Annotated in this window: 23 protein-coding genes; 13 read left to right on the plus strand and 10 right to left on the minus strand. The window is 74.6% G+C overall.

Translation table 11 applies throughout. The annotated features are described in order from the left end of the window. Positions 1 to 56: 56 nt before the first annotated feature. Positions 57 to 857 (minus strand): sugar phosphate isomerase/epimerase family protein, encoded by an 801-nt coding sequence (locus tag ABT345_RS14465; RefSeq protein WP_345078527.1) that lies wholly within the window; start codon positions 855 to 857, stop codon positions 57 to 59. A gap of 38 nt (positions 858 to 895) precedes the next feature. Then, positions 896 to 1,828 carry a Ppx/GppA family phosphatase gene (locus tag ABT345_RS14470; protein ID WP_345077346.1) on the minus strand — a complete coding sequence of 311 codons (933 nt, stop codon included), beginning with the start codon at positions 1,826 to 1,828 and terminating at the stop codon, positions 896 to 898. Between the two features lie 124 nt (positions 1,829 to 1,952). On the opposite strand from ABT345_RS14470, the gene ABT345_RS14475 reads away from it, so the two are divergent. Beyond that, positions 1,953 to 2,834, plus strand: coding sequence for a DUF3109 family protein (locus ABT345_RS14475; RefSeq protein WP_345077343.1), 882 nt, complete (start codon positions 1,953 to 1,955; stop codon positions 2,832 to 2,834). A gap of 291 nt (positions 2,835 to 3,125) precedes the next feature. Here the strand turns inward: ABT345_RS14475 and ABT345_RS14480 are convergent, their stop codons facing one another. Further along, positions 3,126 to 4,961 (minus strand): RNA polymerase sigma factor, encoded by a 1,836-nt coding sequence (locus ABT345_RS14480; protein WP_345077340.1) that lies wholly within the window; start codon positions 4,959 to 4,961, stop codon positions 3,126 to 3,128. 286 nt (positions 4,962 to 5,247) lie between these two features. On the opposite strand from ABT345_RS14480, the gene radA reads away from it, so the two are divergent. Together radA and disA are read left to right on the plus strand one after the other, a co-directional pair. Further along, positions 5,248 to 6,660: a DNA repair protein RadA gene (gene radA, locus ABT345_RS14485; RefSeq protein ID WP_345077337.1), complete on the plus strand. Its 1,413-nt coding sequence runs from the start codon at positions 5,248 to 5,250 to the stop codon at positions 6,658 to 6,660. Positions 6,661 to 6,791: 131 nt separating this feature from the next. Beyond that, positions 6,792 to 7,916, plus strand: coding sequence for a DNA integrity scanning diadenylate cyclase DisA (disA, locus tag ABT345_RS14490; RefSeq protein WP_345077334.1), 1,125 nt, complete (start codon positions 6,792 to 6,794; stop codon positions 7,914 to 7,916). A 140-nt stretch (positions 7,917 to 8,056) separates the two neighbouring features. Here disA and ABT345_RS14495 read toward each other — a convergent pair whose 3' ends face one another. Further along, entirely contained in the window at positions 8,057 to 9,046 is a 990-nt protein-coding gene (locus ABT345_RS14495; protein WP_345077330.1) for an NAD-dependent epimerase/dehydratase family protein, read from the minus strand. Positions 9,047 to 9,299: 253 nt separating this feature from the next. Then, the gene (locus tag ABT345_RS14500; RefSeq protein ID WP_345077327.1) at positions 9,300 to 10,124 is read right to left on the minus strand and encodes a hypothetical protein; all 825 of its coding nucleotides are present in this window, start codon (positions 10,122 to 10,124) and stop codon (positions 9,300 to 9,302) included. A gap of 629 nt (positions 10,125 to 10,753) precedes the next feature. Here ABT345_RS14500 and ABT345_RS14505 point away from each other — a divergent pair. Then, positions 10,754 to 11,362, plus strand: a complete 609-nt coding sequence (locus ABT345_RS14505; protein WP_345077324.1) for a phosphatase PAP2 family protein — start codon at positions 10,754 to 10,756, stop codon at positions 11,360 to 11,362. 35 nt (positions 11,363 to 11,397) lie between these two features. On the opposite strand, the gene ABT345_RS14510 is transcribed toward ABT345_RS14505, so the two are convergent. Next, complete coding sequence (locus ABT345_RS14510; protein ID WP_345077321.1) at positions 11,398 to 12,024, minus strand: pyridoxamine 5'-phosphate oxidase family protein; 627 nt, start codon at positions 12,022 to 12,024, stop codon at positions 11,398 to 11,400. Positions 12,025 to 12,466: 442 nt separating this feature from the next. On the opposite strand from ABT345_RS14510, the gene ABT345_RS14515 reads away from it, so the two are divergent. The 5 genes from ABT345_RS14515 (at position 12,467) to cseC (ending at position 17,217) form a co-directional block, all read left to right on the plus strand. Next, positions 12,467 to 13,429 carry an HhH-GPD family protein gene (locus ABT345_RS14515; RefSeq protein ID WP_345077318.1) on the plus strand — a complete coding sequence of 321 codons (963 nt, stop codon included), beginning with the start codon at positions 12,467 to 12,469 and terminating at the stop codon, positions 13,427 to 13,429. 419 nt (positions 13,430 to 13,848) lie between these two features. After that, the gene (locus tag ABT345_RS14520) at positions 13,849 to 14,454 is read left to right on the plus strand and encodes a SigE family RNA polymerase sigma factor (RefSeq protein WP_386460620.1); all 606 of its coding nucleotides are present in this window, start codon (positions 13,849 to 13,851) and stop codon (positions 14,452 to 14,454) included. 55 nt (positions 14,455 to 14,509) lie between these two features. After that, entirely contained in the window at positions 14,510 to 15,181 is a 672-nt protein-coding gene (locus tag ABT345_RS14525; protein ID WP_345077315.1) for a hypothetical protein, read from the plus strand. Between the two features lie 9 nt (positions 15,182 to 15,190). Continuing rightward, on the plus strand, positions 15,191 to 15,907 hold the full coding sequence (gene cseB / locus ABT345_RS14530) for a two-component system response regulator CseB (protein ID WP_345077312.1): 717 nt from the start codon (positions 15,191 to 15,193) through the stop codon (positions 15,905 to 15,907). Between the two features lie 8 nt (positions 15,908 to 15,915). After that, entirely contained in the window at positions 15,916 to 17,217 is a 1,302-nt protein-coding gene (gene cseC, locus ABT345_RS14535; protein WP_345077309.1) for a two-component system sensor histidine kinase CseC, read from the plus strand. Positions 17,218 to 17,339: 122 nt separating this feature from the next. Here cseC and ABT345_RS14540 read toward each other — a convergent pair whose 3' ends face one another. Both ABT345_RS14540 and ABT345_RS14545 read right to left on the minus strand, forming a co-directional pair. Continuing rightward, a complete protein-coding gene (locus ABT345_RS14540) occupies positions 17,340 to 18,266 on the minus strand; it encodes an MBL fold metallo-hydrolase (protein WP_345077306.1) in 927 nt (308 codons plus the stop codon). 173 nt (positions 18,267 to 18,439) lie between these two features. Continuing rightward, on the minus strand, positions 18,440 to 18,946 hold the full coding sequence (locus tag ABT345_RS14545; protein ID WP_345077303.1) for a carboxymuconolactone decarboxylase family protein: 507 nt from the start codon (positions 18,944 to 18,946) through the stop codon (positions 18,440 to 18,442). A gap of 104 nt (positions 18,947 to 19,050) precedes the next feature. Between ABT345_RS14545 and ABT345_RS14550 the strand changes: the two genes are divergently transcribed. From ABT345_RS14550 to ABT345_RS14565, 4 genes are all read left to right on the plus strand, one after another. Next, positions 19,051 to 20,037 carry a pirin family protein gene (locus ABT345_RS14550; RefSeq protein WP_345077300.1) on the plus strand — a complete coding sequence of 329 codons (987 nt, stop codon included), beginning with the start codon at positions 19,051 to 19,053 and terminating at the stop codon, positions 20,035 to 20,037. Positions 20,038 to 20,132: 95 nt separating this feature from the next. Then, positions 20,133 to 20,468, plus strand: coding sequence for a GNAT family N-acetyltransferase (locus ABT345_RS14555; protein ID WP_345077298.1), 336 nt, complete (start codon positions 20,133 to 20,135; stop codon positions 20,466 to 20,468). An 80-nt stretch (positions 20,469 to 20,548) separates the two neighbouring features. Beyond that, positions 20,549 to 21,937 carry a gluzincin family metallopeptidase gene (locus tag ABT345_RS14560; protein WP_345077296.1) on the plus strand — a complete coding sequence of 463 codons (1,389 nt, stop codon included), beginning with the start codon at positions 20,549 to 20,551 and terminating at the stop codon, positions 21,935 to 21,937. Positions 21,938 to 22,038: 101 nt separating this feature from the next. Then, on the plus strand, positions 22,039 to 22,710 hold the full coding sequence (locus ABT345_RS14565; RefSeq protein WP_345077292.1) for a hydrolase: 672 nt from the start codon (positions 22,039 to 22,041) through the stop codon (positions 22,708 to 22,710). 116 nt (positions 22,711 to 22,826) lie between these two features. Here ABT345_RS14565 and ABT345_RS14570 read toward each other — a convergent pair whose 3' ends face one another. Together ABT345_RS14570 and ABT345_RS14575 are read right to left on the minus strand one after the other, a co-directional pair. Further along, positions 22,827 to 23,738, minus strand: coding sequence for a DUF4190 domain-containing protein (locus ABT345_RS14570; RefSeq protein WP_345077289.1), 912 nt, complete (start codon positions 23,736 to 23,738; stop codon positions 22,827 to 22,829). 221 nt (positions 23,739 to 23,959) lie between these two features. Further along, the gene (locus ABT345_RS14575; protein WP_345077286.1) at positions 23,960 to 26,479 is read right to left on the minus strand and encodes a protein kinase domain-containing protein; all 2,520 of its coding nucleotides are present in this window, start codon (positions 26,477 to 26,479) and stop codon (positions 23,960 to 23,962) included. Positions 26,480 to 26,556: the final 77 nt, after the last annotated feature.

The raw sequence follows: 26,556 nt of genomic DNA on the forward strand, positions 1-26,556 counted from the left end.
GGACGGCCCCGAGCGGCGTCGGGGCCGGGCCCCTACGGGCTCCGCGGGCGCCGTCCCTACCGCTGCGGCGACGCCAGATGCAGCCGGGTGAAGGCCAGCGCCTCGGCGAGATCGGCCTCGCGCTCCGCCGCGGACATCGCCCGACGGGTGTTGACCTCGACGACGACATGGCCGTCGAAACCGGTCACCGCCAGCTGTTCCAGCAGCTCCGCGCACGGCTGCGAGCCGCGCCCCGGCACCAGGTGCTCGTCCTTGCCCGAGCCGCTGCCGTCGGCGATGTGGAGGTGCGCCAGCCGGTCGCCCATCCGCTCCACCATCGCCAGCGCCTCGCTGCGCGACGTCGCGGTGTGCGAGAGATCGAGGGTGAAGTGACGGTAGTCGTCGTTGGTCGGGTCCCAGTCCGGTGCGTACGCCAGCATCTCGCGGTCGCGGTAGCGCCACGGATACATGTTCTCGACCGCGAACCGGACGTCGCTCTCGTGCTCCATCCGCCACACCCCGCGCACGAACTCCCGCGCGTACGACCGCTGCCAGCGAAACGGCGGATGGACGACGACGGTGGAGGCGCCCAGCTTCTCCGCGGCGTTCTTCGCCCGCTGGAGCTTGACCCACGGATCGGTCGACCACACCCGCTGGGTGATCAGCAGACACGGCGCGTGCACCGCCAGGATCGGCACCCCGTGGTAGTCGGACAGCCGCCGCAGCGCCTCGATGTCCTGGCTGACCGGGTCGGTCCACACCATGACCTCGACGCCGTCGTACCCCAGACGCGCGGCGATCTCGAACGCCGTCGCCGTCGACTCCGGGTAGACCGAGGCCGTGGACAGCGCGACCTTCGCATCGGGGATGCGCACCACTGGCTCTGTCACGAGGGACAGCGTACGGGCCGCACCGCTCAGGGCGTCGGCAGGTGGTCGAGCCGCCGCAGGATCACGCCCTCGCGCAGCGCCCACGGGCAGATCTCCAGCGACTCCACCCCGAACAGGTCCATCGCCGCCTCCGCCACCAGCGCCCCCGCCAGCAGCTGGCGCGAGCGGCCCTCGGAGACGCCGGGCAGCGCGGCACGCTGCTGCGCCGTCATCCCGGCCAGCTTCGGCACCCACTCCTCCACCTTCTTGCGCTCCAGCTCCCGCTGGACGTACAGCCCGTCCGAGGGGCGGGCGGCGCCGGTGATCCGGGCCAGCTGCCGGAAGGTCTTCGACGTCCCGACGACGTGATCGGGGTCGCCGTAGCGGGTGAAGTCGCTCACCACCCTCGCGATGTCGGCGCGCACCCGGCGGCGCAGCGCCCGGACGTCGTCCGTGCCGGGCGGATCGCCGGGGAGCGCGCCGCTGGTCAGCCGGCCCGCGCCGAGCGGCAGCGACGTCGCCGCGTCCGGTTCCTCGTCCAGCCCGTACGCGATCTCCAGGGAGCCGCCGCCGATGTCCAGGAGCAGCAGCCGCCCGGCCGACCAGCCGAACCAGCGGCGGGTGGCGAGGAAGGTCAGGCGCGCCTCGTCCTCACCGGACAGCACCCGCAGCGCGACGCCGGTCTCCTCCGCGACGCGGCGCAGCACCTGCTCGCCGTTGACGGCGTCGCGGACCGCGGACGTGGCGAACGGCAGCACGTCCTCGACGCCCTTGTCCTCGGCCACCTCACCGGCCTTGCGGACGGTCGCGACCAGCCGCTCCACGCCCGCGTCGCTTATCGCGCCGTCCGCGTCGAGCAGCTCGGCGAGCCGCAGCTCCGCCTTGTACGAGTAGGCGGGCAGCGGGCGCGCGCCCGGGTGCGCGTCGACCACCAGGAGATGGACCGTATTCGAACCCACGTCGAGGACACCGAGTCTCATACGGGGAAACCTACTGCGGCGCCCGGGGCGGCCGGGGGCGCGGGGGCGTTCGTGATGGCGCGTGCGCCCCGGGGGCCGGATCCGGGTGCGCCTCGTGCGGTCGGCGGGCCCGTACGCTGGAGTCGTGGCTACGACGAACAAGGCGAAGCGCGGGAAAGCCGCGGAGAAGGGCGCAAAGCGCCAGGCGGGCGCCCCGGCCGACGAGGTCGGCCTCGACTTCGCCCGCGCCTGGGTCACCTTCCCGGACCCGGCCGACGACGAGCAGGAATTCCGCTGCGACCTGACGTGGCTCACCTCGCGCTGGACCTGCGTCTTCGGCAGCGGCTGCCAGGGCATCCAGGCGGGCCGCGCCGACGACGGCTGCTGCACGCTGGGCGCGCACTTCTCCGACGAGGAGGACGAGGAGCGGGTCGCCGGGCACGTGGCGCGTCTCACACCGGAGCTGTGGCAGTTCCACGACGTCGGCACGGAGAGCGGCTGGACCGAGGAGGACGAGGACGGCGACCGGCAGACCCGCCGCTGGCAGGGTTCCTGCATCTTCCAGAACCGCCCCGGCTTCGCGGCGGGCGCCGGCTGCTCCCTGCACCTGCTGGCGCTGCGCGAGGGCCGCGAGCCCCTGGAGACCAAGCCGGACGTCTGCTGGCAGCTCCCGGTGCGCCGCACCTACGACTGGATCGACCGGCCCGACGACACCCAGATCCTCCAGGTGACGATCGGCGAGTACGACCGCCGCGGCTGGGGCCCCGGCGGCCACGACCTGCACTGGTGGTGCACCTCCGCCACCTCCGCCCACGGCGCCGGCGACCCGGTCTACGTCTCGTACGAACCGGAACTCACCGAACTGATGGGCAAGGAGGGCTACGCCAAGCTCGCCGAACTCTGCGAGGAACGCCTGGCCGCCACTCTCCCGCTCGCCCCGCACCCGGCGGACCCGGCGACCCCGCCGAAGTCCGCCCGCTCGGGAAAGGCGGCCAAGCTGGAGGTTCCGGAGGGGGACCGGTCCTAGGGGACGGTCTTAGGGGACCGGTCTTGAGGGGCGTTCCACCCCCGCCGTTGCGGCGTTCCGGCGTTCGGGGCTGAGGGGCGGCGGCGGTCGTCCGGTCCCGCCCGTTCCGGCGTTCCGGGGCTGTCGCTGGTGCCGATGCGGCCGGCGTCCCGGCGTTCCGGGCTGCCCGTCGACGGTGGTCCGGCCCGCCGTTCCGGCTTCCCACCTGCCCGTTCCGGCGTTCCACCCTGCCGTTCCGGCGTCCCGGCCGGTCCGTTCCCGCTTCGCCCGCCGGGGACTGCGGGACGGCGCTCAGCGCACGGTGGCCACCGGCGTGGACGAATCCGCGGGCGCCGGGCCCGTGGGCGTGGGCGCGGGGGAGTCCGGCGCCGGGCCGGTCGGCCGGGGGGACGGTGTGGCCGGGCGGGGCGGTGTGGGCACCGGGCGCGTGGGGCGCGGGCGGTCCGGGCCCGGGACGCCGGCGCCCCGGCCCTCCATCGTGACGGCGGTGGCGCCCGGTCCGATGACGATGCGGGTGCGCCACGGCCCGTCCGGCTCCCGGTCGTGGTCGACCTGCACGGTCACCGTCGTGCTCCGCCCCGGCATCAGCTCCCCGGCGGTCCGGTTGAGCTGGAGCCACGGGGCGCCCGCCGCAGCCGTCCAGCGCACCGGGGTGCCGCCGGACGCGCTGAGCGTGATGAGGGTCGTCGCACCGTGCGGCTGCGCCGCCACGGTCAGCCGCCCGGGGCCGGTGGCCCGGCGCGTGCGCCCGCCGTCCGCGCCGAGCACCTGCGCCGTCACCTCCCCCGGCCCTCCGGACGCCGACGTTGAGGAGCGCGGCGTCGTCCCGGCGTTGCCCGCGTTCTCGTACGGGCGGCCGTCCAGCCGCCCACTGTCCGAGTCGACGGCCGACACCGGGGGCGCGCTCTGCGCCTCAACCGGCGCGGGGGCGCCCCGGTACGCCGCCCACAGGGCCAGCACCGGGGCGGCCAGCACGGTGGCGACGATCGTCGTCGTCATCGCGCGGCTGCGCAGCCGCGCGCGGCGGGCCGCCAGATCCGTCGGGCGGACCGGGAAGCCCCGGCGGTCGTAGCGTGGAGAACCGTTTGCCCCACCGCTGCGGCCCGTCCGGCGCGTCCTGCCCGGCACGCCCGAACCGGCCACCCCCTCGGCCCGGCCGGACCGCGTCCGCCGGGCCGCCGCCAGCGCCCCGAACACCGCCTCCCGGGGCGCCGCGACCAGCGGCAGCGTGCCCCGGGCCGCGGGCGCGGTGCCCGGCCAGGGACCGGCGGCCGTCGCGTACTCCGCGGTGCCGCGGCACTCGGTGCAGTCGTCGACGTGCCGCACCAGCTCCCGCCGCAGCACCGCCCCCAGCAGCATCCGGGTGCCCCCGGCCAGCCGCGCCACGTCCGGGCAGTGGCCGCGCTCGACGACGGCCAGCGCGGCACGGGTCCGCTCGACCTCGCAGGACGCGGTGGCCAGCAGCGCCCGGGTGGCGACCGGATCGGTGCCGAGCACCGCGGCCACCTCCGCCGCGGGCAGCCGGTGGCGGACCGACAGCTCCAGCGCCTCGCGCTGCTCCGGCGTCATCCCCGCCGCCTCGGGCCATGCCAGCCGGGCCAGCTCGCGCCGCCCGGACTCCGGGTCCGCCGCCGGGTCCGGCGCGCCGGGATCGGCCAGCCGCCGCAGGCACGCCCAGCGGGCGAGGGCGTAGAGCCAGGGGCGGTACAGACCCGGATCGTCGGGGCGCCTGCCGTGCTGCCGCTCGGCGAGCGCCAGCGTTTCCCCGAGCACCGCGGCCGCCGCGTCGTGCGCGCACAGCACGGACAGGCAGTAGGTGAACAGCCCGTCCAGATACGGCTCGTAGCCCGCGGCCCGGACGGGGTGCCCCGGACGGCCGGGGGGACCGGGAGGGCCGGTGCGCGCGGTATGCGGCTGCCCGCCCGTGGCGCCCGGAGCGCCCGGAGTTCCCGGGGGAGGGGCCAGGACGGGCCAGGCGACGCGGACCGACCGCTCGGGGCGGACGGTCTGCTCGGGACGGTCGGACGGCACCGGTCGGCCGGGCCGCTGCGACCTGCTCCGATGCGAAGCGCCGCTGCGCGACCGGTGTGCGCCGGTGGTGTGCGTGGGGTGCTCGGGCCTGCTCATCACCCCGGCGACGGTAGGGCGATGATCCAGCGGCGCTTACCGTCTGGCCGCACATTCAACCCTAACGAGTGAGCATCTCACTCAAAAGGGGACATGAACCACCCGTTCCGCCCAAGCCTCCCGAACGCGACGACGGCTGGAACGGGCGCCTTCGGCCGTTTCCCGCGGTTCCCGCGGAACTCCGGGCCTTGCCGAGCAAGGCGGGACCCGGGCCGCGCGGGCCCGCCGTCGCCCTGCCCGGCCGCCGCCGGCCCCCGCTGTCACACCCCGCCGTTACGGTGACGTCATGGCAACCCGTAAAACGTCGGCCAAGGAGCGTCCCTCCTACCGTTGCACCGAGTGCGGCTGGACCACCGTGAAGTGGCTCGGGCGCTGTCCCGAATGCCAGGCGTGGGGCACGGTCGAGGAGACCGGCGGCGCCGGGGCGGTGCGCACCACCGCGCCCGGCCGGGTCACCACCGCCGCCGTCCCGATCGGCCAGGTCGACGGCCGCCGGGCCACCGCCCGCTCCACCGGCGTGCCCGAGCTGGACCGCGTGCTCGGCGGCGGCCTCGTCCCGGGCGCCGTGGTGCTGCTCGCCGGGGAGCCCGGCGTCGGCAAGTCCACCCTCCTGCTGGACGTCGCCGCCAAGGCCGCGTCCGACGCGCACCGCACTCTCTACGTCACCGGCGAGGAGTCCGCGAGCCAGGTCCGGCTGCGCGCCGACCGCATCGGCGCGCTCAGCGAGGACCTCTACCTGGCCGCCGAGACGGATCTCTCCGCCGTCCTCGGCCACCTCGACAGCGTCAAGCCGTCGCTGCTGGTCCTCGACTCCGTGCAGACCGTCGCCTCCCCGGAGATCGACGGCGCCCCCGGCGGCATGGCGCAGGTCCGCGAGGTCGCCGGGGCGCTCATCCGCGCCTCCAAGGAGCGCGGGATGGCCACCCTCCTCGTCGGCCACGTCACCAAGGACGGCGCCATCGCGGGCCCGCGCCTGCTGGAGCATCTCGTCGACGTGGTCCTGCAGTTCGAGGGCGACCGGCACGCCCGGCTGCGGCTGGTCCGCGGCGTCAAGAACCGCTACGGCACCACCGACGAGGTCGGCTGCTTCGAGCTGCACGACGAGGGCATCACCGGGCTCGCCGACCCCTCGGGCCTCTTCTTGACCCGCCGCGCCGAGCCGGTGCCCGGCACCTGTCTCACCGTCACCCTGGAGGGCCGCCGGCCGCTCGTCGCCGAAGTCCAGGCGCTCACCGTCGACTCGCAGATCCCCTCGCCGCGCCGGACCACCTCCGGGCTGGAGACCTCCCGCGTCTCGATGATGCTCGCCGTCCTGGAGCAGCGCGGCCGGATCAGCGCCCTGGGCAAGCGCGACATCTACAGCGCCACCGTCGGCGGTGTGAAGCTCACCGAGCCCGCCGCCGACCTCGCGGTGGCGCTCGCCCTGGCCAGCGCCGCGAGCGACACCCCGCTGCCGAAGAACCTCGTCGCCATCGGGGAGGTCGGGCTCGCCGGCGAGGTCCGGCGCGTCACCGGCGTCCAGCGGCGGCTCGCCGAGGCGGCGCGGCTCGGCTTCACCCATGCGCTGGTGCCGTCCGATCCGGGCAAGATCCCGGACGGTATGCGGGTGCTGGAGGTCGCCGACGTCGGTGAGGCGCTGCGGGTGTTGCCCAAGCGGCCCCGGCGAGCGGCCCCGCAGGAGGAGGAGGTCCGCCGGTAGACTCTGCCCCGGTCCCGCCCGCCCCACAGCAGTCCTGCCGCCGGGACACGTACGCTCCCTGATACGCCGCAGGACACCACGGCAGGGGCCGGGCGGCTGCGGACCGACAGACCTTGCGACGGAGGAGTGCAGTGGCAGCCAACGACCGGGCATCGTCTCCCGGCAGGTCCGGCGGGGGTTCCGGTACCGACGCCCTGATGCGCGCCTCGCTGAGCGCGGTCGCCCCCGGTACGGCCCTGCGCGACGGACTGGAGCGCATCCTGCGCGGCAACACCGGCGGACTGATCGTCCTCGGCTTCGACAAGACCGTCGAGTCGATGTGCACCGGCGGCTTCGTGCTGGACGTCGAGTTCACCGCCACCCGCCTGCGCGAACTGTGCAAGCTGGACGGCGCGCTCGTGCTCGACAAGGACATCAGCAAGATCCTGCGCGCCGGGGTGCAGCTGGTGCCGGACGCCTCCATCCCCACCGAGGAGACCGGCACCCGCCACCGCACCGCGCAGCGCGTCTCCATCCAGGCGGGCTTCCCGGTCGTCTCGGTGAGCCAGTCGATGCGGCTGATCGCCCTGTACGTCGACGGTGAGCGGCGCGTCCTGGAGGAGTCGGCGGCGATCCTCTCCCGAGCCAACCAGGCACTGGCGACGCTGGAGCGGTACAAGCTCCGCCTCGACGAGGTCGCCGGCACCCTCTCCGCGCTGGAGATCGAGGACCTGGTGACGGTCCGGGACGTCTCCGCCGTCGCGCAGCGCCTGGAGATGGTCCGCCGGATCGCCACCGAGATCGCCGAGTACGTCGTCGAACTCGGCACCGACGGCCGCCTGCTGACGCTCCAGCTGGACGAGCTGATCGCCGGTGTCGAGCCGGAGCGCGAGCTGGTCGCCCGCGACTACGTCCCCGAGCCGACCGCCAAGCGTTCGCGCACCGTCGCCGAGGCGCTCGCGGAGCTGGACGCGCTCACCCACACCGAGCTGCTGGAACTGCCGACCGTCGCCCGTGCGTTGGGGTACAGCGGCTCGCCCGAGACGCTGGACTCCGCCGTCTCGCCGCGCGGCTTCCGGCTGCTGGCGAAGGTGCCGCGGCTGCCCGGCGCGGTCATCGACCGCCTCGTCGACCACTTCGGCGGCCTCCAGAAGCTGCTGGCCGCCAGCGTCGACGACCTCCAGGCGGTGGACGGCGTCGGCGAGGCCCGCGCCCGCTCGGTCCGCGAGGGCCTCTCCCGCCTCGCCGAGTCGTCGATCCTCGAACGGTACGTCTGACGGCGGCGGGCCCGGGGGCGCCGGCCTCCGGGCCCTGCGTCTGCGGGCCTCCGGGCCCTGCGTCTTCGATCCGGCCGGGCGTGCGGGCTTCCGCTCGTACGCCCGGCCGTTTCATGCCCTGCGGCCGGTCCGACGGCCCGTCACTGCGCCCAGAACGCCGCCTCCTTCTCCGGCGACAGTCCGGGCGCGGGCCGTCCCGGGTGCAGCGGGGCGGTGCCGCCTACCGACCGCAGCCACTCCCAGGTGTCGGCGACCGTCTCCGTCACCGGGCGGCACCGCAGGCCGGTGGCCAGCGCCTTCGACACATCGCCGCGGTGGAGGGTGTCGTGCAGCTCGCCCGGCGGCAGCCACACCGGCAGCTCCGTCCACGGCTCGATCCCGGCTGCCGTCACCGCGTCCGGATCGGCCCAGCGCAGCTCGGCGTCCGCGCCCGTCACCCGGACGCAGGCGTCGAGGAGTTCGCCCATCGTGGCGTGGCCGGTCGGGCTGACGAGGTTGTACGCGCCGCCCGGGATCCCGTCGTGCAGCGCGTCCAGCGCCCATATGGCGAGGTCACGGGCGTCGATGTACTGGAGCGGCAGCTCGCGCGGCCCGGGGGCGAGGACCGGTCCGCCCCGGGCGATGCGGCCCAGCCACCACGGCAGCCGCCCGATGTTCTCGTACGGCCCGAGCACCAGCCCGGCGCGGGCCAGCACCGCCCGGTCGCCGAACGCCTCCAAGGCCGCCAGCTCGGCGCCCCGCTTGGCCCGCGCGTAGTCGTCGGCGGAGGTGTCGTCGGGGGAGGCGTCGACCACCGGGCCGCTCTCGTCGAGTCCCGCGGTGGACGGGAACGGGTGCACCGAGCGTGAGGAGACGTAGAGATGGCGCCCGACGCGGCCGGACAGCAGCCGTGCGGCGTCCCGGGCGGCGGCAGGCGCGCCCTTCCAGGTGTCGACGACGGCGTCCCAGCTGCCCTCCTCCAGGGCGGCGAGCCCGCCCGGCACGCTCCGGTCGCCGATCCGCACCTCCGCCCCCGGCGGCGGTGCGGAGTGCCCGCGGTGAAAGACCGTCACCTCCCAGCCCCGGGCCAGCGCCTCCTCGACGACCGACCGGCCGACGAACTCCGTTCCACCCAGCATCAGCAGCTTCATGCGGCGACTGTGCCCCGCCCGGCCCCGCCCCCGCCAGAGGCACACGCTCTGAGCGGATCTTCTGAGGGCAGAACAAGCGGAGGGCGTACGTCCGAGGGGTGGGCGGCCGGGTCGGGACGCGCGCGGGGCGGCGTGCGGGGTGCCCGGCCGGAGCATGGAACGCGCAGGTCAGAGGCTGGAACGCGAGAGGTGGGACGGCTCCGGGCGGAACGGCTTCCGGGGCCGGGCGCCGTCCCGCGGCGGGTCGGTCCGGTCAGTCCTTGGTGAGCGTGAAGTCCGTGTGCACCGCCGTCAGGCCCGGAACGGCGGCCTCGACGCGGTACTTGCCGGCGGGCACGGAGGCGGCGCTCGGGGTGGCGCACTCGGGGCCGCCGGCCCGGCGGTCCCAGGTGACGGTGCGGGTGACGGCGGAGTGCGCGGGGATCTTCATCAGGGCGGCGGCGGAGCCCTTGGGACAGTCGTCGGAGGCCCACACCGGGTCGTCGGCGGTGGTGTCGGTGATGGTCAGCACCGCCGCCTTCGCGCCGAGGTCGACCTTGCAGTCGGCGCCGCCGGTGTTCTTGACGGTCAGTTCGAACTCGGGCTTCGTACCGGGGTGGTAGGAGTCCTTCACGCTGCGCAGCACCAACTCGACGCTGTCGCCGGTGCAGTTCGGCAGCGGCGAGCCGGCCGCGACCGGCGCGCCGCCGGTGCCCGTGCCGATCGGGCCCTTGCCGGAGCCGTTGGCCCCGTCGGAACTCGCGCCGCCGGAGCCCGCACCGCCGGCGCCGGAGCCCCCGGAGCCCGAACCGCCCGAGCCGCTGCCGCCGTCGGAGCCGGAGTCGCCCGACTCGTCGCGGCCGCCCGGCTTTTGGCTGATCGCGGGGCCGGTGGAGGACGGTCCCGGGGTGATGGCGTCGGCCGGGCCGTGGCCCGCCGCGCCCTTGCCCTCGGTGCCGTCGGGGCCCTTGCCGCCGCCCCAGTTGAGGACCCACGCCACCAGGAGGGCGAGCAGCGCGAAGATGCCCAGCGCAACGGCTCTCCGCCGCCAGTAGATGGAGGAGGGGAGCGGACCGATCGGATTGCGCAGAGATCCCACGCGGAAACTCTACGAGAGATCACCACCGGGACCGGCCAGTACCCGCCGCACGAAACGGCAACTTTTCTCATGATCGTTCCGGTGGCGGGCCGGGAAGCGGTACCGGGACGCCGTCGGGGGTGTTCCCGGGGTGTTCCCAGCGTGTTCCGGTGACGGTGCGCGGGGGTGCCGGCGGGGCCGTTCCGGAACGCGCGGCCGTGGGGCGGCGGCCGACCGACGACGGGGCCGTTCCAGGGGTGAGGTCATTCCAGGGACGGGCCGCGCGTACCCCAGGTGCGTCCCCGGCCGTTCCAGGCGCATTCCTCGGCCGTTCCGGGGGCCCGCTCCCGCACAGAGGCCCGGCCGTCCGCGCGCCCGCACAGCTCCGGGGCGTCCGGCCTGTTCCCGGGACGCCCCGGAAGCCGTCCCGCCCGCGCGGCCCGCCGACGTCCCAGAACGTCCAGGAACGCCCCGGACCGTCCCGCGACCGCGCCGTCCCGCGCCTCCCGCGGCCGTCCCACCGCGCGCCGTCCCGCCCCGCCCGCACCGTTCCCGAACGGTCACCGAACCGGCGCTCCGCGTTGGCCGGGCGGTCCCGGACCCGTACGCCAGATGCGCTAAGGGCCCGGCATTACGTACCGTCTGCCCTCATGAACAGCACCGACCTCTATCGCGATGTCACGGACTTCGCGCACGGCACCCCTGGGTGGGTCCATTCCTTCGCCGATGCCGGTACCGAAGGCGGGATTCTGCTCCTGATGGCGGTGGCCGTCCTCGGCTGGTGGCGGGCGCGGCGCCTCGAACCGCGCGCGGTCGCGCTGGCCGTGCTGGTGCCGGTGGGCACGGCCGTCGCCTACCTCCTGAGCGAGATCCTCAAGAGCTTCGTCCAGGAGGAGCGGCCGTGCCGGGCGGTGGCGCACGCCGCCGCGTCGATCGCCACCTGTCCGCCCGAGGGGGACTGGTCCTTCCCGAGCAACCACTCGGTGATCGCCGCCTCCCTCGCCGTCGGGATCTTCATCGCCTGGCGGGCGGCGGCCTGGCTGGCGGTGCCCGTGGCGCTGCTGACCGGCTTCTCCCGGGTCTTCGTCGGTGTGCACTACCCGCACGACGTCGCCGCCGGACTGCTCTTCGGCGCCGTCATCGCGGCGATCTGCGTGCCGGTGCTGGCCGGTCCGATGACCGCGCTGGTGATCAAATTGCGTACCGGGCCGCTGAAGCCGCTGGTCGAGGCGCGGCGGGGGTCGCACGCGGCCGGCTGACCGGCGGAGGGGGAACACCGAGTGGCGGCACGGGGCTATGCGTCCCGGGGCCGCCACTCCTGTTTGTGGCCGAAGCCCCGGCCGTTGTCGATCAGCCGCAGCCAGTCGGGGCGCAGCTCCCACAGCGCGGTCCGTTCCAGGGCCGCGCGCAGCCGTTCGTCCCCGGCCACGAACGGGAAGCGGCCGGTGTACGCGTTCCAGCCCGCCATCCGCGCGGCGCCGGTCAGCTCCCGGCATCCGCCGCGTCCCTGGAGCCCGGTGAGCCCGCTCCACTCCTGCCCGTCGCGCTGCGCCGTGAACGCCACCCGGGCCCCGGGCCGGGCCAGCGCCCGTCCGTGCCGGGTGGAATGCGCGGTGACGAAGTACAGCAGGGGCGCGGACGCGTCCCCGCCCGGCGCGTAGAGCACCGCGCACGCCTGCGGCCCGTCGTCGTCCGCGTAGGCGAGCGTCAGCGTCGTGTGGGCGGCCAGCGCCTGCCGGATCTCGGGCGGGCAGCCGCCGGCCCCGGCCGCCGCGGCCCCGTCGCCCGGCCCGGAACCCTCGCCGCCGGGCCTCTCGCCTACGGGTGCATCGGGCCTGCCGCCCCCGGGTGCGCCGGGCCGCTCGCCCCCGGGTCCGCCGGGTGCCCCGCCCGTGGGCCCGTCCGTCTCGTACGTGGTCATCGTCGCCGTCTCCTGATCCTGGTGCCGCACCGGCCGGACCGCGGCTCACCGCCGCCCGTCCCTCCACTCTGCCGCCCCGGACGGACCACCCGCGGGCGGGGGCGCGCCCCAGGGAAACCGCACCCGGCGAGCAGGCCGTACTCCACGTGGCCGGGGCCCGCCGCCCGGGGGAGCCGCACCCGGCGAGCAAGCCGTACTCCACGTGGCCGGAGCCCGTCGCCCGGTGCGCCGTCCCGGGCGAACGGCCCGGTGCCCATACGGCCAGGCTCCCGCCGCAGGTGAGCCCCCCTCGGGGGAGGCGGGAGGCTCCGGCCCGCCGCACCCCTACCCCCGGTAAGCCGCCACCCGTACGTACCGAGCCTCCCGCGTGCGGGTGGGCGTGCGGTGGTGCGGGCCCGGCGCGTTTCACGGCCGGGTGCGCCCGTGCCAGGATCGTCGGGCCATGACTTCCATCCCTGCCACCACCCCCACGGTCCCGCCCTCCGCCGCCTCCCTGCCCTCCGCCGCCGTACCGGCCTCGGAGGGGTCCGACGGGTCCCAGCTCCACGGCCCCGTCACCGACTGGTTCGACGCACACGCCCGCGACCTGCCCTGGCGCCGCCCCGAGGCGGGCGCCTGGGGCGTGATGGTCAGCGAGTTCATGCTCCAGCAGACGCCGGTCAGCCGTGTGCTGCCGGTCTACGAACAGTGGCTGGCCCGCTGGCCGCGCCCCGCCGATCTGGCCGCCGAGGCGCCCGGCGAGGCGGTCCGCGCCTGGGGCCGGCTCGGCTACCCGCGCCGCGCGCTGCGCCTGCACGCCGCCGCGCTGGCCATACAGGAACGCCACGGCGGGGACGTCCCGCGCGAGCACGGCCAGTTGCTGGCGCTGCCCGGAGTCGGCGAGTACACCGCCGCCGCCGTCGCCTCCTTCGCGTACGGGCAGCGGCACGCGGTGCTGGACACCAACGTGCGGCGGGTCTTCGCCCGCGCGGTCACCGGCCGCCAGTTCCCGCCGAACGCCACCACCGCCGCCGAGCGGAAGCTCGCCCGGGCGCTACTGCCGGACGACGAGCGGATCGCGGCGAAGTGGGCGGCGGCCACGATGGAGCTGGGCGCGCTGGTGTGCACGGCGCGCGGCCCGGAGTGCGGACGCTGCCCGATCGCCGCCCGGTGCGCCTGGAAGCTGGCCGGATCCCCGCCCCACGAGGGCCCGGCCCGCCGCACCCAGACGTACGCGGGCACCGACCGGCAGGTCCGCGGCAAGCTGCTGGCCGTCCTGCGGGAGGCGCTGGCGCCGGTGCCGCAGGCGACGCTGGACGCGGTGTGGGACGAGCCGGTGCAGCGAGCCCGTGCGCTGGACGGCCTGGTCTCCGACGGTCTGGTCGAACCGCTGCCCGGCGGCCGCTACCGCCTGCCGCGCACCTGACCCGGCCGCCTGACCGGCTGTTCCACGGAGGGACGCGTCCCAGGGCGCGTCCCTCCGGCGTTCCCGGGACGCCGTTCCAGGAACGGTGCGCCCGCCGTTCCCGGGACGCCCGGACCGTTCCGGGAACGGCCCCGCACCGTTCCGCGGAACGGCCCGCCGCACACCGCCGCGGGCCCCGCACCGCGCCCCGGCCGTCCCCTCCCCGCCATCCCGGCCGTCCCCTCCCCGCCGTCCCGGCCCGTTCGTCCCTCCGGCGGTCCCCGTCCGTCCGGAGGATGACGCAATTCGGACCCGCCGTCCGTCCCTGGTAGGACCCCCGAGCCGCTGTTACACAACCGACGGATTTCCGTGCACTGCCTGTGGTGCCGACGCACATTGCGCCGCAACACCCCCTCCGTAGCGTCCTCCTCGTGCCGGAGATGACCACCGGCACGGTCAACGTGGGGAATCGCAAGCGGAGCGGAGGCGTCGGGATGGCGACCAGCGGCGGCAAGGTACTGGACTTCGAGGAGTACGTACGGACGCGGCAGGAGGCCCTGCTGCGCAGCGCCCGGAGGCTGGTGCCGGACCCCGTGGACGCCCAGGACCTCCTGCAGACGGCGCTGGTGCGCACCTACGGCCGCTGGGACGGCATCGCGGACAAGTCGCTGGCCGACGCCTACCTGCGCCGCGTCATGATCAACACCCGTACCGAGTGGTGGCGGGCGCGGAAGCTGGAGGAGGTGCCCACCGAGCAGCTGCCCGACGCCAGCGTCGACGACGGCACCGAGCAGCGCGCCGACCGCGCCCTGCTGATGGACATCCTCGGGGTGCTCGCTCCCAAGCAGCGCAGCGTCGTCGTGCTGCGACACTGGGAGCAGATGAGCACCGAGGAGACGGCTGCCGCGCTCGGCATGTCGACAGGTACCGTCAAGAGCACGCTGCACCGGGCCCTGGCCCGGCTCCGCCAGGAGCTGGCCGACCGTGACATCGACGCGCGCATGCTGGAGCGCGGCGAGACGGAGCGGGATCGGTGCGCGGCCTGACCGGTACGGCAGCAGGAACGGCGGCTGTGCGAACAGCACGGTGAGCAGGAGCGGATTGACCAGGAACAGGTTGACCACGGGCGGGTTGACCACAGGCGGCGCGGCCACGGCGGGGGTGGCCGCGCTCGGTCTGCTGCTCGCCGGCTGCCACCCCGGCAGCGAGGGCGTCCGCAGCGAGGGCACGCCGACCAGCACCGCCCCGGCCCCCGGCCACGCCCCCTCCACCGACCCCACGCCCACCACCGGCGCGTCCCTGAAGAAGGTCGACGCGGTGGCGCTGCTGAAGGGCGACGCGAAGGTCAGCGGCGAGGTGAAGCGGACGCTCGCCAAGCCCTGCGTGGCGGACGCGTACCCGGTCGAGGTGACGTACGCCTCAGTCACCGGCAGCAAGGCTCCCGACGTCATCGTCAACGTCATGACCTGCGCGGATTCCATCGGTATCGGTGCCTACGTCTACCGCAAGAGCGCCGCGGGCGGCAGCGGGTATGACAACGTGTTCAGCGATGAGCAGCCGTCCGTCTCCGCCGGGGTCAACAAGGGGGACCTGGAGATCTCCAAGCAGACCTACGGCACCGGCGACAAGGTGTGCTGCCCGTCCGGCGAGGACGTGACCACCTACCGCTGGTCCCACGACCGTTTCACGGAGCTGGACCGGTACCACACGGACTACAGCAAGACCACCGTCGACGGCCCCGGGCCCGATGACGACGACACATCGGAGGGTTGAGAGAACGGCATGGCCGACACCCATGTGCTCTTCGTCGAGGACGACGACGTCATCCGCGAGGCCACCCAACTCGCCCTGGAACGCGACGGCTTCGTCGTCACGGCGATGCCCGACGGCCTCGCCGGCCTGGAGGCGTTCCGCGCCGACCGGCCCGACATCGCGCTCCTCGACGTGATGGTCCCGGGCCTGGACGGCGTCAGCCTCTGCCGCCGCATCCGGGACGAGTCCACCGTCCCCGTGATCATGCTGTCCGCGCGCGCCGACTCCATCGACGTCGTCCTCGGCCTGGAGGCAGGCGCCGACGACTACGTCACCAAGCCGTTCGACGGCGCCGTCCTCGTCGCCCGCATCCGCGCCGTGCTGCGCCGCTTCGGCCACGCCAGCGGACCCGACGCACGCAACGGAGCCCAGGCTTCCGGCGCCGATGCCGGGCCCGCCGAGGCGATACTCCGGTTCGGGGACCTGGAGGTCGACACCGAGGGCATGGAGGTCCGCAAGGGCGGCGAGCCGGTCGCGCTGACGCCGACCGAGATGCGCCTGCTGCTGGAGTTCTCCGACGCCCCCGGCACCGTCCTGACCCGCGACCGCCTGCTGGAGCGGGTGTGGGACTACGGCTGGGGCGGCGACACCCGCGTCGTCGACGTCCACGTCCAGCGGCTGCGCGGCAAGATCGGACAGGACCGCATCGAGACGGTCCGCGGCTTCGGCTACAAGCTGAGAGGCTGACGCGCCAGGTGTTGAGGCTCCCCCTGCGGACGGGGCTGAGATGGAAGCTCAGCGCCGCCATCGCGCTGGTCGGCGCGCTGGTGGCGGTGGCGCTGAGCCTCGTCGTGCACAACGCGGCGCGCGCCTCGATGCTCGACAACAGCCGGGACGTCCAGATCGAGCGGCTGAACTCCACCCAGCGGATCTACGAGTCGACCGGCCAGCTGCTGTTCAGCGCCAAGATCGACGATCCGGCGATCCCGGCGGAGCTGCGCAAGGAAGTCCTCACCAACACCCGCGCCACCTACCTCCAGGACAACGGCGAGGCCGCCCCCGAGGTGTGGGCCGCCTCCCCGCTCGGCGGCGGCCGCGTCCTGTCGATGCACGGCCGCTACTACGACCGCTTCAAGGTCCTCGACGATCTCGACCAGGCGCTGGTCGTCGGCTCGACCGCGGTCGTCGTCGGCGGCTGCGCGCTGGGCGTCCTGGTCGGCGGCCGGCTCTCGCAGCGGCTGCGGAAGGCCGCGGCGGCCGCCGGGAAGCTCGCCGACGGCGACACCTCGGTCCGTATCCGGGACGCGGTCGGCGGCCGCATCCGGGACGAGACGGACGATCTGGCCTGGGCGGTCGACGCGATGAACGACGCGCTCCAGCAGCGCATCGAGGCGGAGCGCCGGGTCACCGCCGACATCGCCCACGAACTGCGCACCCCCGTCACCGGCCTGCTCACCGCCGCCGAGCTGCTGCCCCCGGGCCGCCCCTCGGAGCTGGTGCGCGACCGGGCGCAGGTGCTGCGCACCCTCGTCGAGGACGTGCTGGAGGTGGCGCGCCTCGACGGCTACGCGGAGCGCGCCGAGCTGCAGGACGTGGCGCTCGGCGAGTTCGTCGCCCGCCGGGTGCGGGCCCTCAACGCCGATGTGCGGGTCGAGATCGTCCGGGACGCGGAGGTCACCACCGATCCGCGCCGCCTGGAACGCATCCTCGGCAACCTCATCGCCAACGCCGCCCGGCACGGCAAGCCGCCCATCGACGTGATGGTCGAGGGCCGCATCGTGCGCGTCCGCGACCACGGCAAGGGCTTTCCGGAGGCGCTGCTGAAGGAGGGGCCGAGCCGGTTCCGTACCGGCAGCAGCGACCGGGCCGGCCGCGGCCACGGCCTCGGCCTGACCATCGCCGCAGGTCAGGCCCGGGTCCTCGGCGCCCGCCTGACCTTCCGGAACGCCGATGAACTGGGCGACGGCTCGACCGGTGCCGTCGCCGTCCTCTGGCTCCCGGAGAACGCCCCCACGGCCACCGGCAGCTTCCCGGTGATCCATCTGCCGGAGCGCTGAGGGGCCGGGGCGCCGAGGAGCCGGGGCGCGATCCCGTGAGGGACGTTCCACCCTTACGGGACCGCGTTCCACCCTTACGGGACCGAGTCCCGTCCCTTACGGGTTCACGGGCCCGCCGTCCCTCACGGCCCCGCCTCCGCCAGCATCGCGCTGATCCACAGCTCCGGGACGAGCCGGTATCCCGTTCCGTGCCGTTCCACCCGTCCCAGCCCCGGGTACTCCGTGTGCGCGCCCGCGAGCAGCGCGCCGTCCGCCGCCGCGCCGCGCAGCACCGCCTCCCGGGTGCGGGCCGCGGCCGGGGCGTCCTCGTCGAAGACGACGGTCGCATCGGGCCGCGGTGCCTGGACGGCCGGCAGATGCAGCAGATCGCCGACGAGGAGGACGGTCCGGCCGCCGCCGGTGAGCCGGTAGCCGCAGTGGCCCGGCGTGTGGCCGGGCAGCGGGAACGCCGTGACGCCCGGCAGGACGGCGCCCTCGCCGGTGAACGTCCGGATGCGGCCCCGGTACGGCGCCAGCGCGCGTGCCGCACCGGCGCGGGTGATCTCCGGCGCCCACGGCGGCAGCCCCTCGGCGGGCTCCGGCACCGGTGCGCCGACGCCGTCCGGCAGCCAGTACGCCAGCTCCTGCGCGGACAGCACCACCTCGGCGTGCGGGAAGAGCGCGTCGCCGTCGGCGGTGACGAGGCCGCCGGCGTGGTCCAGGTGGAGATGGGTGAGGAGGACGGTCCCGATCTCCTCGGGCGCCACGCCGGTCCCGGCCAGCGCGTGCGGCAGATGGCCCAGGGTGGGGCCCCAGCCGTGCCCCATGCCCGCGTCGATCAGGGCGGGCCGGTGCCCCGGCCCCCGGAGCAGATACATGGTGTGGGTGAGGGCGGCGCACTCCGGACGGTGCGACGCCTTCTGGAGGCGCGCCGCCTCCCGGGTGTCGAAGCGGGGCAGGACGGTCGCCAGATCGGCGGCGAAGAACCCGTCGCTGAGGGCCGTCAGGGTCGCCGCCCCGACGGGCCAGTGGACGGCGCTGGAGTAGGGGCTCGGGACAGTGGATGCCATGGTCTCTCCTGTCGTCGCCGCCAGTATGGAGAGACCGGGTGCCGGGGCGACAGACCCGCAACGGGCGCCCCGCCCTTACGGGTTACCGCCAAGGGCTCACCCGTACGGCCCTGCCCTTACGGGGTCGTCCCGTAGGGGCGGAGCCGTAAGGGCCGCGGCGGGGCGGGGTGAGCTCAGCCCTCCGCGGGGCGCGGCACGGCGGCCGGGCGCACGGGGTGCTTGCTGAGGACGGAGACCCGGTTGAAGGCGTTGATCGTGATCGCCGCCCAGATCGCGGCGGAGATCTCGGCGTCGGTGAACACCTCGCGGGCGGCCGCGTACGCCGACTCCTGCGCGGCGGCGTCCGCGGGATGCGTCGTCGCCTCGGCCAGGGCCAGCCCCGCGCGCTCCCGCGGCGTGAACAGCTCCGTGTCGCGCCAGGCCGGCAGCGTGCCGAGGCGCTGCGGGGACTCGCCCGCGTACAGCGCCGCCCGGGTGTGGGCGTTCAGGCAGTAGGCGCAGCCGTTGATCTGGGAGACGCGCACATTGATCAGTTCCAGCAGGAGGGGGTCGAGACCGGCCTCGACGGCGTCCGCGTGGGCCGCCTGGGCGGCGCGCCGGAAGGCCCGGTAGGTCTCGGGGGACTGCTTGTCGATGAAGACCCGCCGGTTCTGTGCCTCTGTGGTTGTCGCGTCGTTCACTGCTACGCCCTCCCTGACATGCGGCCACTCGTTCGCGTGGCGGCCTTGCGATTAGTTTAGTATTCAACCATCATGGGGGCGGGAGAACCAAGGAGGGGCAGAAAATGAGCAACAGCAACCCGGCGCCGACCGAGGCGCCCACGGCCACGCAGCCGGACGGGGACGCCGCGGGCGGGCCGCCGGTGCAGGTGCTGCCGGCGCGCGCGGTGCCCCTCGGCGGCCCGCGGGCGATGACGGTCAGGCGCACCCTCCCGCAGCGCGACCGGTCGCTGATCGGCGCCTGGTGCTTCGTCGACCACTACGGGCCCGACGACGTCGCCGCCACCGGCGGAATGGACGTCGCACCGCACCCGCACACCGGGCTGCAGACCGCGAGCTGGCTGTTCAGCGGCGAGATCGAGCACCGCGACAGCCTCGGCAGCCACGCCTACGTGCGGCCGGGCGAGCTGAATCTGATGACCGCCGGACGGGGCATCAGCCACTCCGAGGTCTCCACCCAGCGGACCACGGTGCTGCACGGCGTCCAGCTGTGGATCGCGCTGCCCGAGAAGGACCGGCACACCGGACGCGACTTCCGGCACCACGTCCCCGCTCCCGTCGCCCTCCCCGGCGGCCGGGTCCGGGTCTTCCTCGGCACGCTCGCCGGGGAGACCTCGCCGGTGCCGACGTACACCCCGCTGCTCGGCGCCGAGATCGTCATCGACCCGCTGGCGAGCGTCACCCTGACCGTCGACCCCGGCTTCGAGCACGGCGTCCTCGTCGACCGGGGAGACGTACGCGTGGCGGGCACCCCGGTGCCCCGCGGGGAGCTGGGCTACCTCGACCCCGGGGCCCGGACGCTGACCCTCGCCAACACGGCGAACGAGCCCGCGCGGCTCCTGCTGCTGGGCGGCGCGCCGTTCGGCGAGGAGATCGTCATGTGGTGGAACTTCATCGGCCGCAGCCACGCGGACATCGTCGCGGCGCGCGAGGAGTGGGAGAGCGGCGCCGCGCGCTTCGGCACCGTCCACGGCTACCCCGGGGAGCGCCTGCCGGCCCCCGAGCTGCCGCACTCCTCCCTCAAACCGCGCGGCAACCCGGCACCGCGCTGACCGGCATCATCGCCCGAAGCGACCATCCTCGAAGCAACCACCGCCCGGGCCGCCACCGGCCCGGGGCGACAGCCCCAAGGCAAGGAGAAAGCGTCATGGCATCCTCCGTCACCCCCGTCGTGGAGCACCGCGGCACCGAGAACCGCTACGTCATCACCGTGGACGGTGAGCCGGCCGGCTTCACCGCCTACCGGGACCGCGGCGGGCAGCGGGTCTTCTTCCACACCGAGATCGACGACCGCTTCGCCGGCCGCGGCCTGGCATCGACGCTGGTCACCGAGGCGCTGGCCGATGTGCGCGGCAGCGGGAAGCGGGTCGTTCCCGTCTGCCCGTACTGGGCCGCGTACATCGGGAAGCACCCGGAGGCCGCCGATGTCACCGACCCGGTGGACGCGGACGTCCGCCACTGGCTGAAGGAGCAGCTCGGCTAGGGACGGACGCGTCCGGGCCGTCACGGAGCCGTCATCCGGCGCGAATCCCCCGCGCACACCGCCTTCCTAGGGTCGGGGCCATGAGCGCCCGAAAGAACCTCTGCGTCAGCGCCGTGGCGGCGGCAACCCTCCTCACCGCCCTGGGAGTGGCGACGACCGCCTCGGCATCGGTGGCGGACCCGGACGCGGGCCCGTCCCCGGCGGTGGGCACGGCGGGGGCCGCGTCCGGGTACCACGTCGACTCCTACGACGTCCGCCTCGACTACGACCCCGCCGGGGAAACCCTCACCGGGGAGGCCACCTTGGACCTCGTCGTCAAGGAGCGGCAGGACGCCCTCGACCTCAAGCTCCAACTCCCCGCCCGCTCCGTGCGGGTCGACGGGGCCGCGGCCACGGTCTCGGCCGACAAGAGCACCCTGCACGTGAAGCCGGCGTCCCCGCTCGCCCCGGGCAAGCACGCGGTGCACGTCACCTACGCGGGCAACCCGGACCACATCCTCGACGCGCCGGACGAGTCCAATCCCACCTGGGCCCCGACCAAGGACGGCGGCCACTACCTCGCGCTCAACAGCACCGGCGTCCTCTTCCCGGCCAACACCGACGCCACCGACCGCTCGGCCGTCCACCTCCGGGCCACCGTCCCCGACGGCTGGACCGCCGTCTCCAACGGCCCGTCTCGCGCGCCCCGGAAGGACGGCGACCACAAGGTCTACGAGTGGGACAACCCGGATCCGATGCTCGCCTCCTACGTGCAGTTCGGCGTCGGCGACAAGTGGACCGAGGCGGACGCGAAACTGGCGGACGGCACCCCCGTGCACTTCGTCCACGGCGACGGCGCGGCCGACCGCGCCCGGAAACTGGCCGAGCCCCTGACCGAGGCGGCCACCTGGGAAGCGGGCCTGTTCGGGAAGTACCGCCACAAGAGCCTGACCGTCTCGTTCCTGGACTTCAAGGACGTCTACACACCGAACGTGACCGGCTGGAACACCATTTCCATGGCCATGGAATACCAGGGGGAGGAGGGACCGCGGCCCACCACCCAGGACGTCCTGGTCCACGAGCTGGCCCACACCTGGCTGGAGGCCGTCCCGGCCCGGGACGACAAGGTGGAGGAGGCCATCCCCACCTATCTGCAGTGGGCCTGGCAGGAGAAGTTCCGGGGCGCGGACCTCGTCGCGAAGTACCGGGAGCGGGTCAAGGACATCCAGTGGGAACGCTCCAGCGTGTACACGGTCGGCGATGTGAGCATGTACGCGCTCCGGCGGCTGACCGGGGACGCGGCGTTCGACCGTGCGCTGAAGGACTGGGTGCCCGCCCACGCCGGCCGTCCCACCGCCTGGGACGCGTTCCGGACCGCCCTGGAACGGCATTCCGGCAAGGACCTGAAGCCGTTCTTCGCCGCCTGGTACCCGGCGGAGCCCGGCTACCCCGGTGACGACTTCGTCTGGCCCGCCTGGGCCAAGGGCTGACGGCCCGCGCCGCGCTCACCCGCTCCGGGGCCGGGCGGGCCGCTGCCCCCGAGCGGGTGCGCCCGATCCCTGAGAGGCTGGGGGAGGAAAGGGGGACACCCATGACCGACGATGCCGTGCACCGCAAGACGGAACCCGAGCCGGTCCGGGACCCGGCCGCCGACCACCTGCTCACGCCGGCCAACTGCGCCGTGGTCTTCATCGACTACCAAGAGGGCCAGTACGCCACCATCGGCTCGGCGAGCCGCGCGGAGATCGATCTCGGCGCCCTCACCCTGGCCAAGCTCGCCCGTGCCTACGAGCTCCCGACCGTGCTGAGCACCGTCGGCGTGGGGATGGGCGTCAACAAGGCCACCGTCCCCGAGATCACCGCGGAACTGCCCGGCGTACCGGAGATCGACCGCACCGGGGTCAACTCCTGGGAGGACGCCGACTTCCGCGCCGCGATCCGGGGCACCGGCCGCGAGAAGATCGTCATGGCCGGGCTGTGGACCGAGGTCTGCCTCGCCTTCCCCACCCTGGACATGCTCCGCGAGGGCTTCGAGGTCTACCCGGTCATCGACGCGGTCGGCGGCGTCTCCCCGGTCACCCACGCCACCGCGATCCAGCGCATGATCCAGGCAGGCGCCCAGCCGGTCACCTCCCTCGCGTTCGGCAGCGAACTCATGCGCAACTGGGCCCGCGCCGACTCCGACCTCTTCCGCACGATCATCAACGACTACTTCCGCCGCAAGCAGGCCATCGGCGAGCAGACCGGCAGCCTCTTCCGCTGAGCGCACCCGCCACCGGCCTCCGGGGGCGCAGACCCCGCCCGTAGGGGACGAGCCCTACGGGACGTGCGGCGCCCTTACGGGATGCGTCCCCTACGGGATCCGTTCTCCACGAGGCGTCAGCGCCCCAGGCTCCCGCTCCAGTACGCGTCGTCCATCGTCATCGCGTCCGGGCTGAACTCGACCTCCGCCTTCCCGGCGGCCTTCGGCGGCAGCGAGAACGCGTACCTGCCGACGGCCTTGCGCCCCGGCAGGACGTAACCGTCGATGACCTTCTGCCGCCCGCTGCCGTCGATCACCAACTCCGCCGTCGCGCCGTCCGCGTCGTTGACGTCCGGCAGCCCGGTATCGACCCGGACCCGTTCCTTCCCGGTGTTGACCACGGTGACGGTGACCTCGATGGCCTTGTTGCCCTCGGCGTGCCCGTTGGCGAACTCGTCCGGCGTGAACGGCCCCGGCTTGCCGACCGTGACCTTCAGCCCGTTGGGGAAGGTGTACGCCTCCCCGAACGCCAGGTGGCGGGCCTTCTCCGCCTCCTCCGCCGCCTTCTCCCGCGCGGCCTGCGCCCGCTCGGCCGCCCGGTCGGCGGTGTCGGCCTCCTCGGCCTCGGCCCGCGCGTGATCGACCGCCTTGCCCACGATCACCACCGTGAAGACCAGGCTCGTCGCCGAGATCAGCAACCCGGCGATCCCCAGGAACACACCGGCCAGCGCCATGCCCCGGTTCGTCGCCACGCCCTTGCGCACCTGCGAGACGCCGATGCCGCCGAATATCAGCGCCAGCAGCGCCGGCAGCCACGCCAGCCAGAACAGCACGATGAAGAGGGCGAGGACGAGACCGGTGGCGCCGAGCACCAGCGCGCTGACGCCCATGCCGTTACGGGGATGCGGCGCGCCCCACGGAGCCGCCGCCGGAGACGGCGCCCACTCGGCCGGCTCCGCCCCGGGCGGCGGCGGTGCCCAGGGATCGCGCGCGGCGTCCTCGGCTCTGCCGTCGGGCTGCTGGTCTCCGGGGGGAGCGGGCACACTCATGCGATGTCCTCGTAGTCCTCGTATCGATCCGAAAGAGACGAACGTGCGACAGTAACAGTCGGTTTTACGCACTCATTGCCTATTTTTCGGGCGCGCGACGCCCCCGGCCACGGCGGCAACCGCACGGGCCCGCGCCGGTGTTCCCGGCCGCCGGGCGGCCCGCATGCGTACCTGCGATCAACAACCGTGCGCGGTAAGAGGGTTGACGGCGACGGACCCGGTCACCAGGCGGACGGATCCTTCGCCGCCGCGGCGAAGACCGTGCCGTCCGGGGACGCCCCGTAGACCCGGTCGCCGTGCGGGGCGGGCGCGGGCACCGTCTCCAGGAAACCGTTGTGGCGGGTGGCCTTGAGGCGGGGCGGGGTCTGGCCGGTCAGATCGCCGTTCCGGGCGTCGAGGGCGAGGAGACGGCCGTCGGCGGACGAGAAGTACAGCCGGTCGTCGGCCGTGACCACCGGCGCGGAACCGCGCGCGACGGAGGTCTCGACGTCCCACTCCCGCGCCCCGACGGCCTGCAGCGCGCCGCCCTCGGCCAGCAGATACGCCGTCTCGCCGCGCACCGCCGCGAGGACGCCGTCCAGCGGGGCGGCGAGCGGCAGCCGGCGGCTGCGCCGGGTGTGCGGGTCGTAGCGGACGACGGCGACGGTGCGGGAGACGAACTTCGGCTCGCTGACGGTGAGATAGAGCGAGCCGGAGGCGCCCGCGCCGGCGACCGTCAGCATGCCGGGCAGCTCCGCGTGCCAGCGGACCTCGCCGGACGCCGGGTCGATCGCGGTGACCTGGGTGGCGCTGCCGTCGGCGGTGGTCTCGGCGGCGTACGCGGTGCGGGCGCCGGCCCCGTACGTCCGGAACGAGGGGAGCGCGTGCCCGGGGAACGTGCGGTGCCAGCGGGTGCGGTGGGTGGCGCTGTCGAGGGCGGTGACGGTGCCGTCGGCGGCGGTCAGCAGGACCGTGTTCCCGGCGACGGCGGCGCCGCCCTGGTAGGCGGTGAGGTCGGTGGACCAGCGGGTGCGGCCCCGGCCGCCGGCGGACGGGTCGAGGGCGCTCAGCCGGGTGCGGTCGGCGGAGGTGACGTAGAGCAGGCCGCCGGAGAGCTGCGGGGCGGGCGGCGCGGTGTCCGTCTTCCCCGCCGGCGGCGCGGCGCGGCGCCACACGACCTCGCCGGTCGCCGGATCGAGCCGGGCGGCACTCACCCCGCGCTGCGCACAGAAGACGGCGCCGCCGCTGCCCGCCGTACACGCCGGCATCTCGGCCTCGTACCCGGCGGGACGCGGCAGCAACGTGGTGCGCCAGGGGTGGAACGCGGCGGTCGGGGAGACGGCGGGACGGCGCGGCGCCTCATCGCCGGCGGTGACCTGCGCGATGACGAAACCGCCGGTCAGCGCGGTGGCGAGCCCGGCGGCGACCCAGACGAGAAGCCGCCGGCGAGGGCGCCGCGCCGTCCCGGGCGCCTCGTTCGAGGGGCGGGACGGGACCTCGGCGCCGGGTGCCGTCCCGGCCTGGAACGCGGCCTTCGGGGCGGAGCCGGGCTTCGTTCCGGCCTCCGGCTTCGTCCCAGCCTGGAACGCGGCGTCCGGGGCGACCTCCGGCTTCGTTCCAGCCTGGAATGAGGCGTCCGGGGCGGCATCGGCTTCCGTTCCAGCCTGGAACGCGGCCTCCGGCTCCGCGCCGGGCTCCTGCTCCGTCACGTCCCGCAGCGCGTCCCGTACGTGCGTCACCTCCGAGGACGGCGTGTCCGCGGCGGGCCACCCCGGAACGGACGCCTGATCCGGCACCGCCGGCTTCCCCGGAACGAGCGAACGGTCCGGCGGCCCCGCCTGCCCCGGAACGCGCGGTGCGGCCGCGAACCCCACCGGGGTGTCGGACGGCCCGCCCTCGGCCAGCCGCTCCCACAGATCGAGATGGATCTCGGTCGGCAGATCCGTCCGCAGCCGGTCCATCAGGGCGCGCGGCGTCGGCCGGTCCGCCGGGTCCTTCGCCAGACAGGCGGCGATCAGCGGCGTCAACTCCTCGGGCACACCGTCCAGATCGGCCTCGTCGTGCACCACCTGGTACGCGACGATGTACGGGCTGTCCGAGTCGAACGGCCCCCGGCCCGTCGCCGCATGCACCAGCACCGACCCCAGCGCGAAGACATCCGCCTGCGGACCCACCTCGCGCGGACGCTGGAACTGCTCGGGCGCCATGAACGGCGGCGTCCCGATGAGTTTCCCGGTCTCGGTGCGCATCTCGCTGTCGGACGGCCGCGAGATCCCGAAGTCGATGACCTTCGGGCCGTCCGCCGCCAACAGGACGTTGCTCGGCTTCAGATCGCGGTGCACCACCCCGGCGCGGTGGATGTCGCGCAGCGCCTCGGCGAGGCCGCAGGCCAGCGCCCGCACCTCGCACGGCGGCAGCGGCCCGTTCCGCTTCACCTGCTCGGCGAGGGTCGGCCCCGAAATGTGCAGCGTCGCCATCCACGGCCGGGCGGCGTCCGGGTCCGCGTCCACGACCGGCGCGGTGAACGCCCCGCTGACCCGCCGGGCGGCCGCCACCTCCTGCCGGAACCGCCCCCGGAACTCCGGGTCCTGCGCGAACTCCGCATGAATGACCTTGACCGCGAGCGGCAGCCCCGACGACGAACGCGCGAGGTGCACCTCGCCCATCCCGCCCGCGCCCAGCCGCGATTCCAGCCGGTACTGCCCCGCAAATCCCGGATGTTCCGCTTCCGGCTCCACGCCGGTTTCCCGCAGCGGCGACATCGTCCACCCCCGTGTCCTTCGCCGTGCCGAACCCCGCGTCCACAGGGCGCAGGGGTACGCGCGGAGCCTAGTCGATG

The organism is Streptomyces sp. NPDC000404 (genome assembly GCF_040300365.1).
GTDB classification, from domain to species: Bacteria; Actinomycetota; Actinomycetes; order Streptomycetales; family Streptomycetaceae; genus Streptomyces; species Streptomyces ramulosus.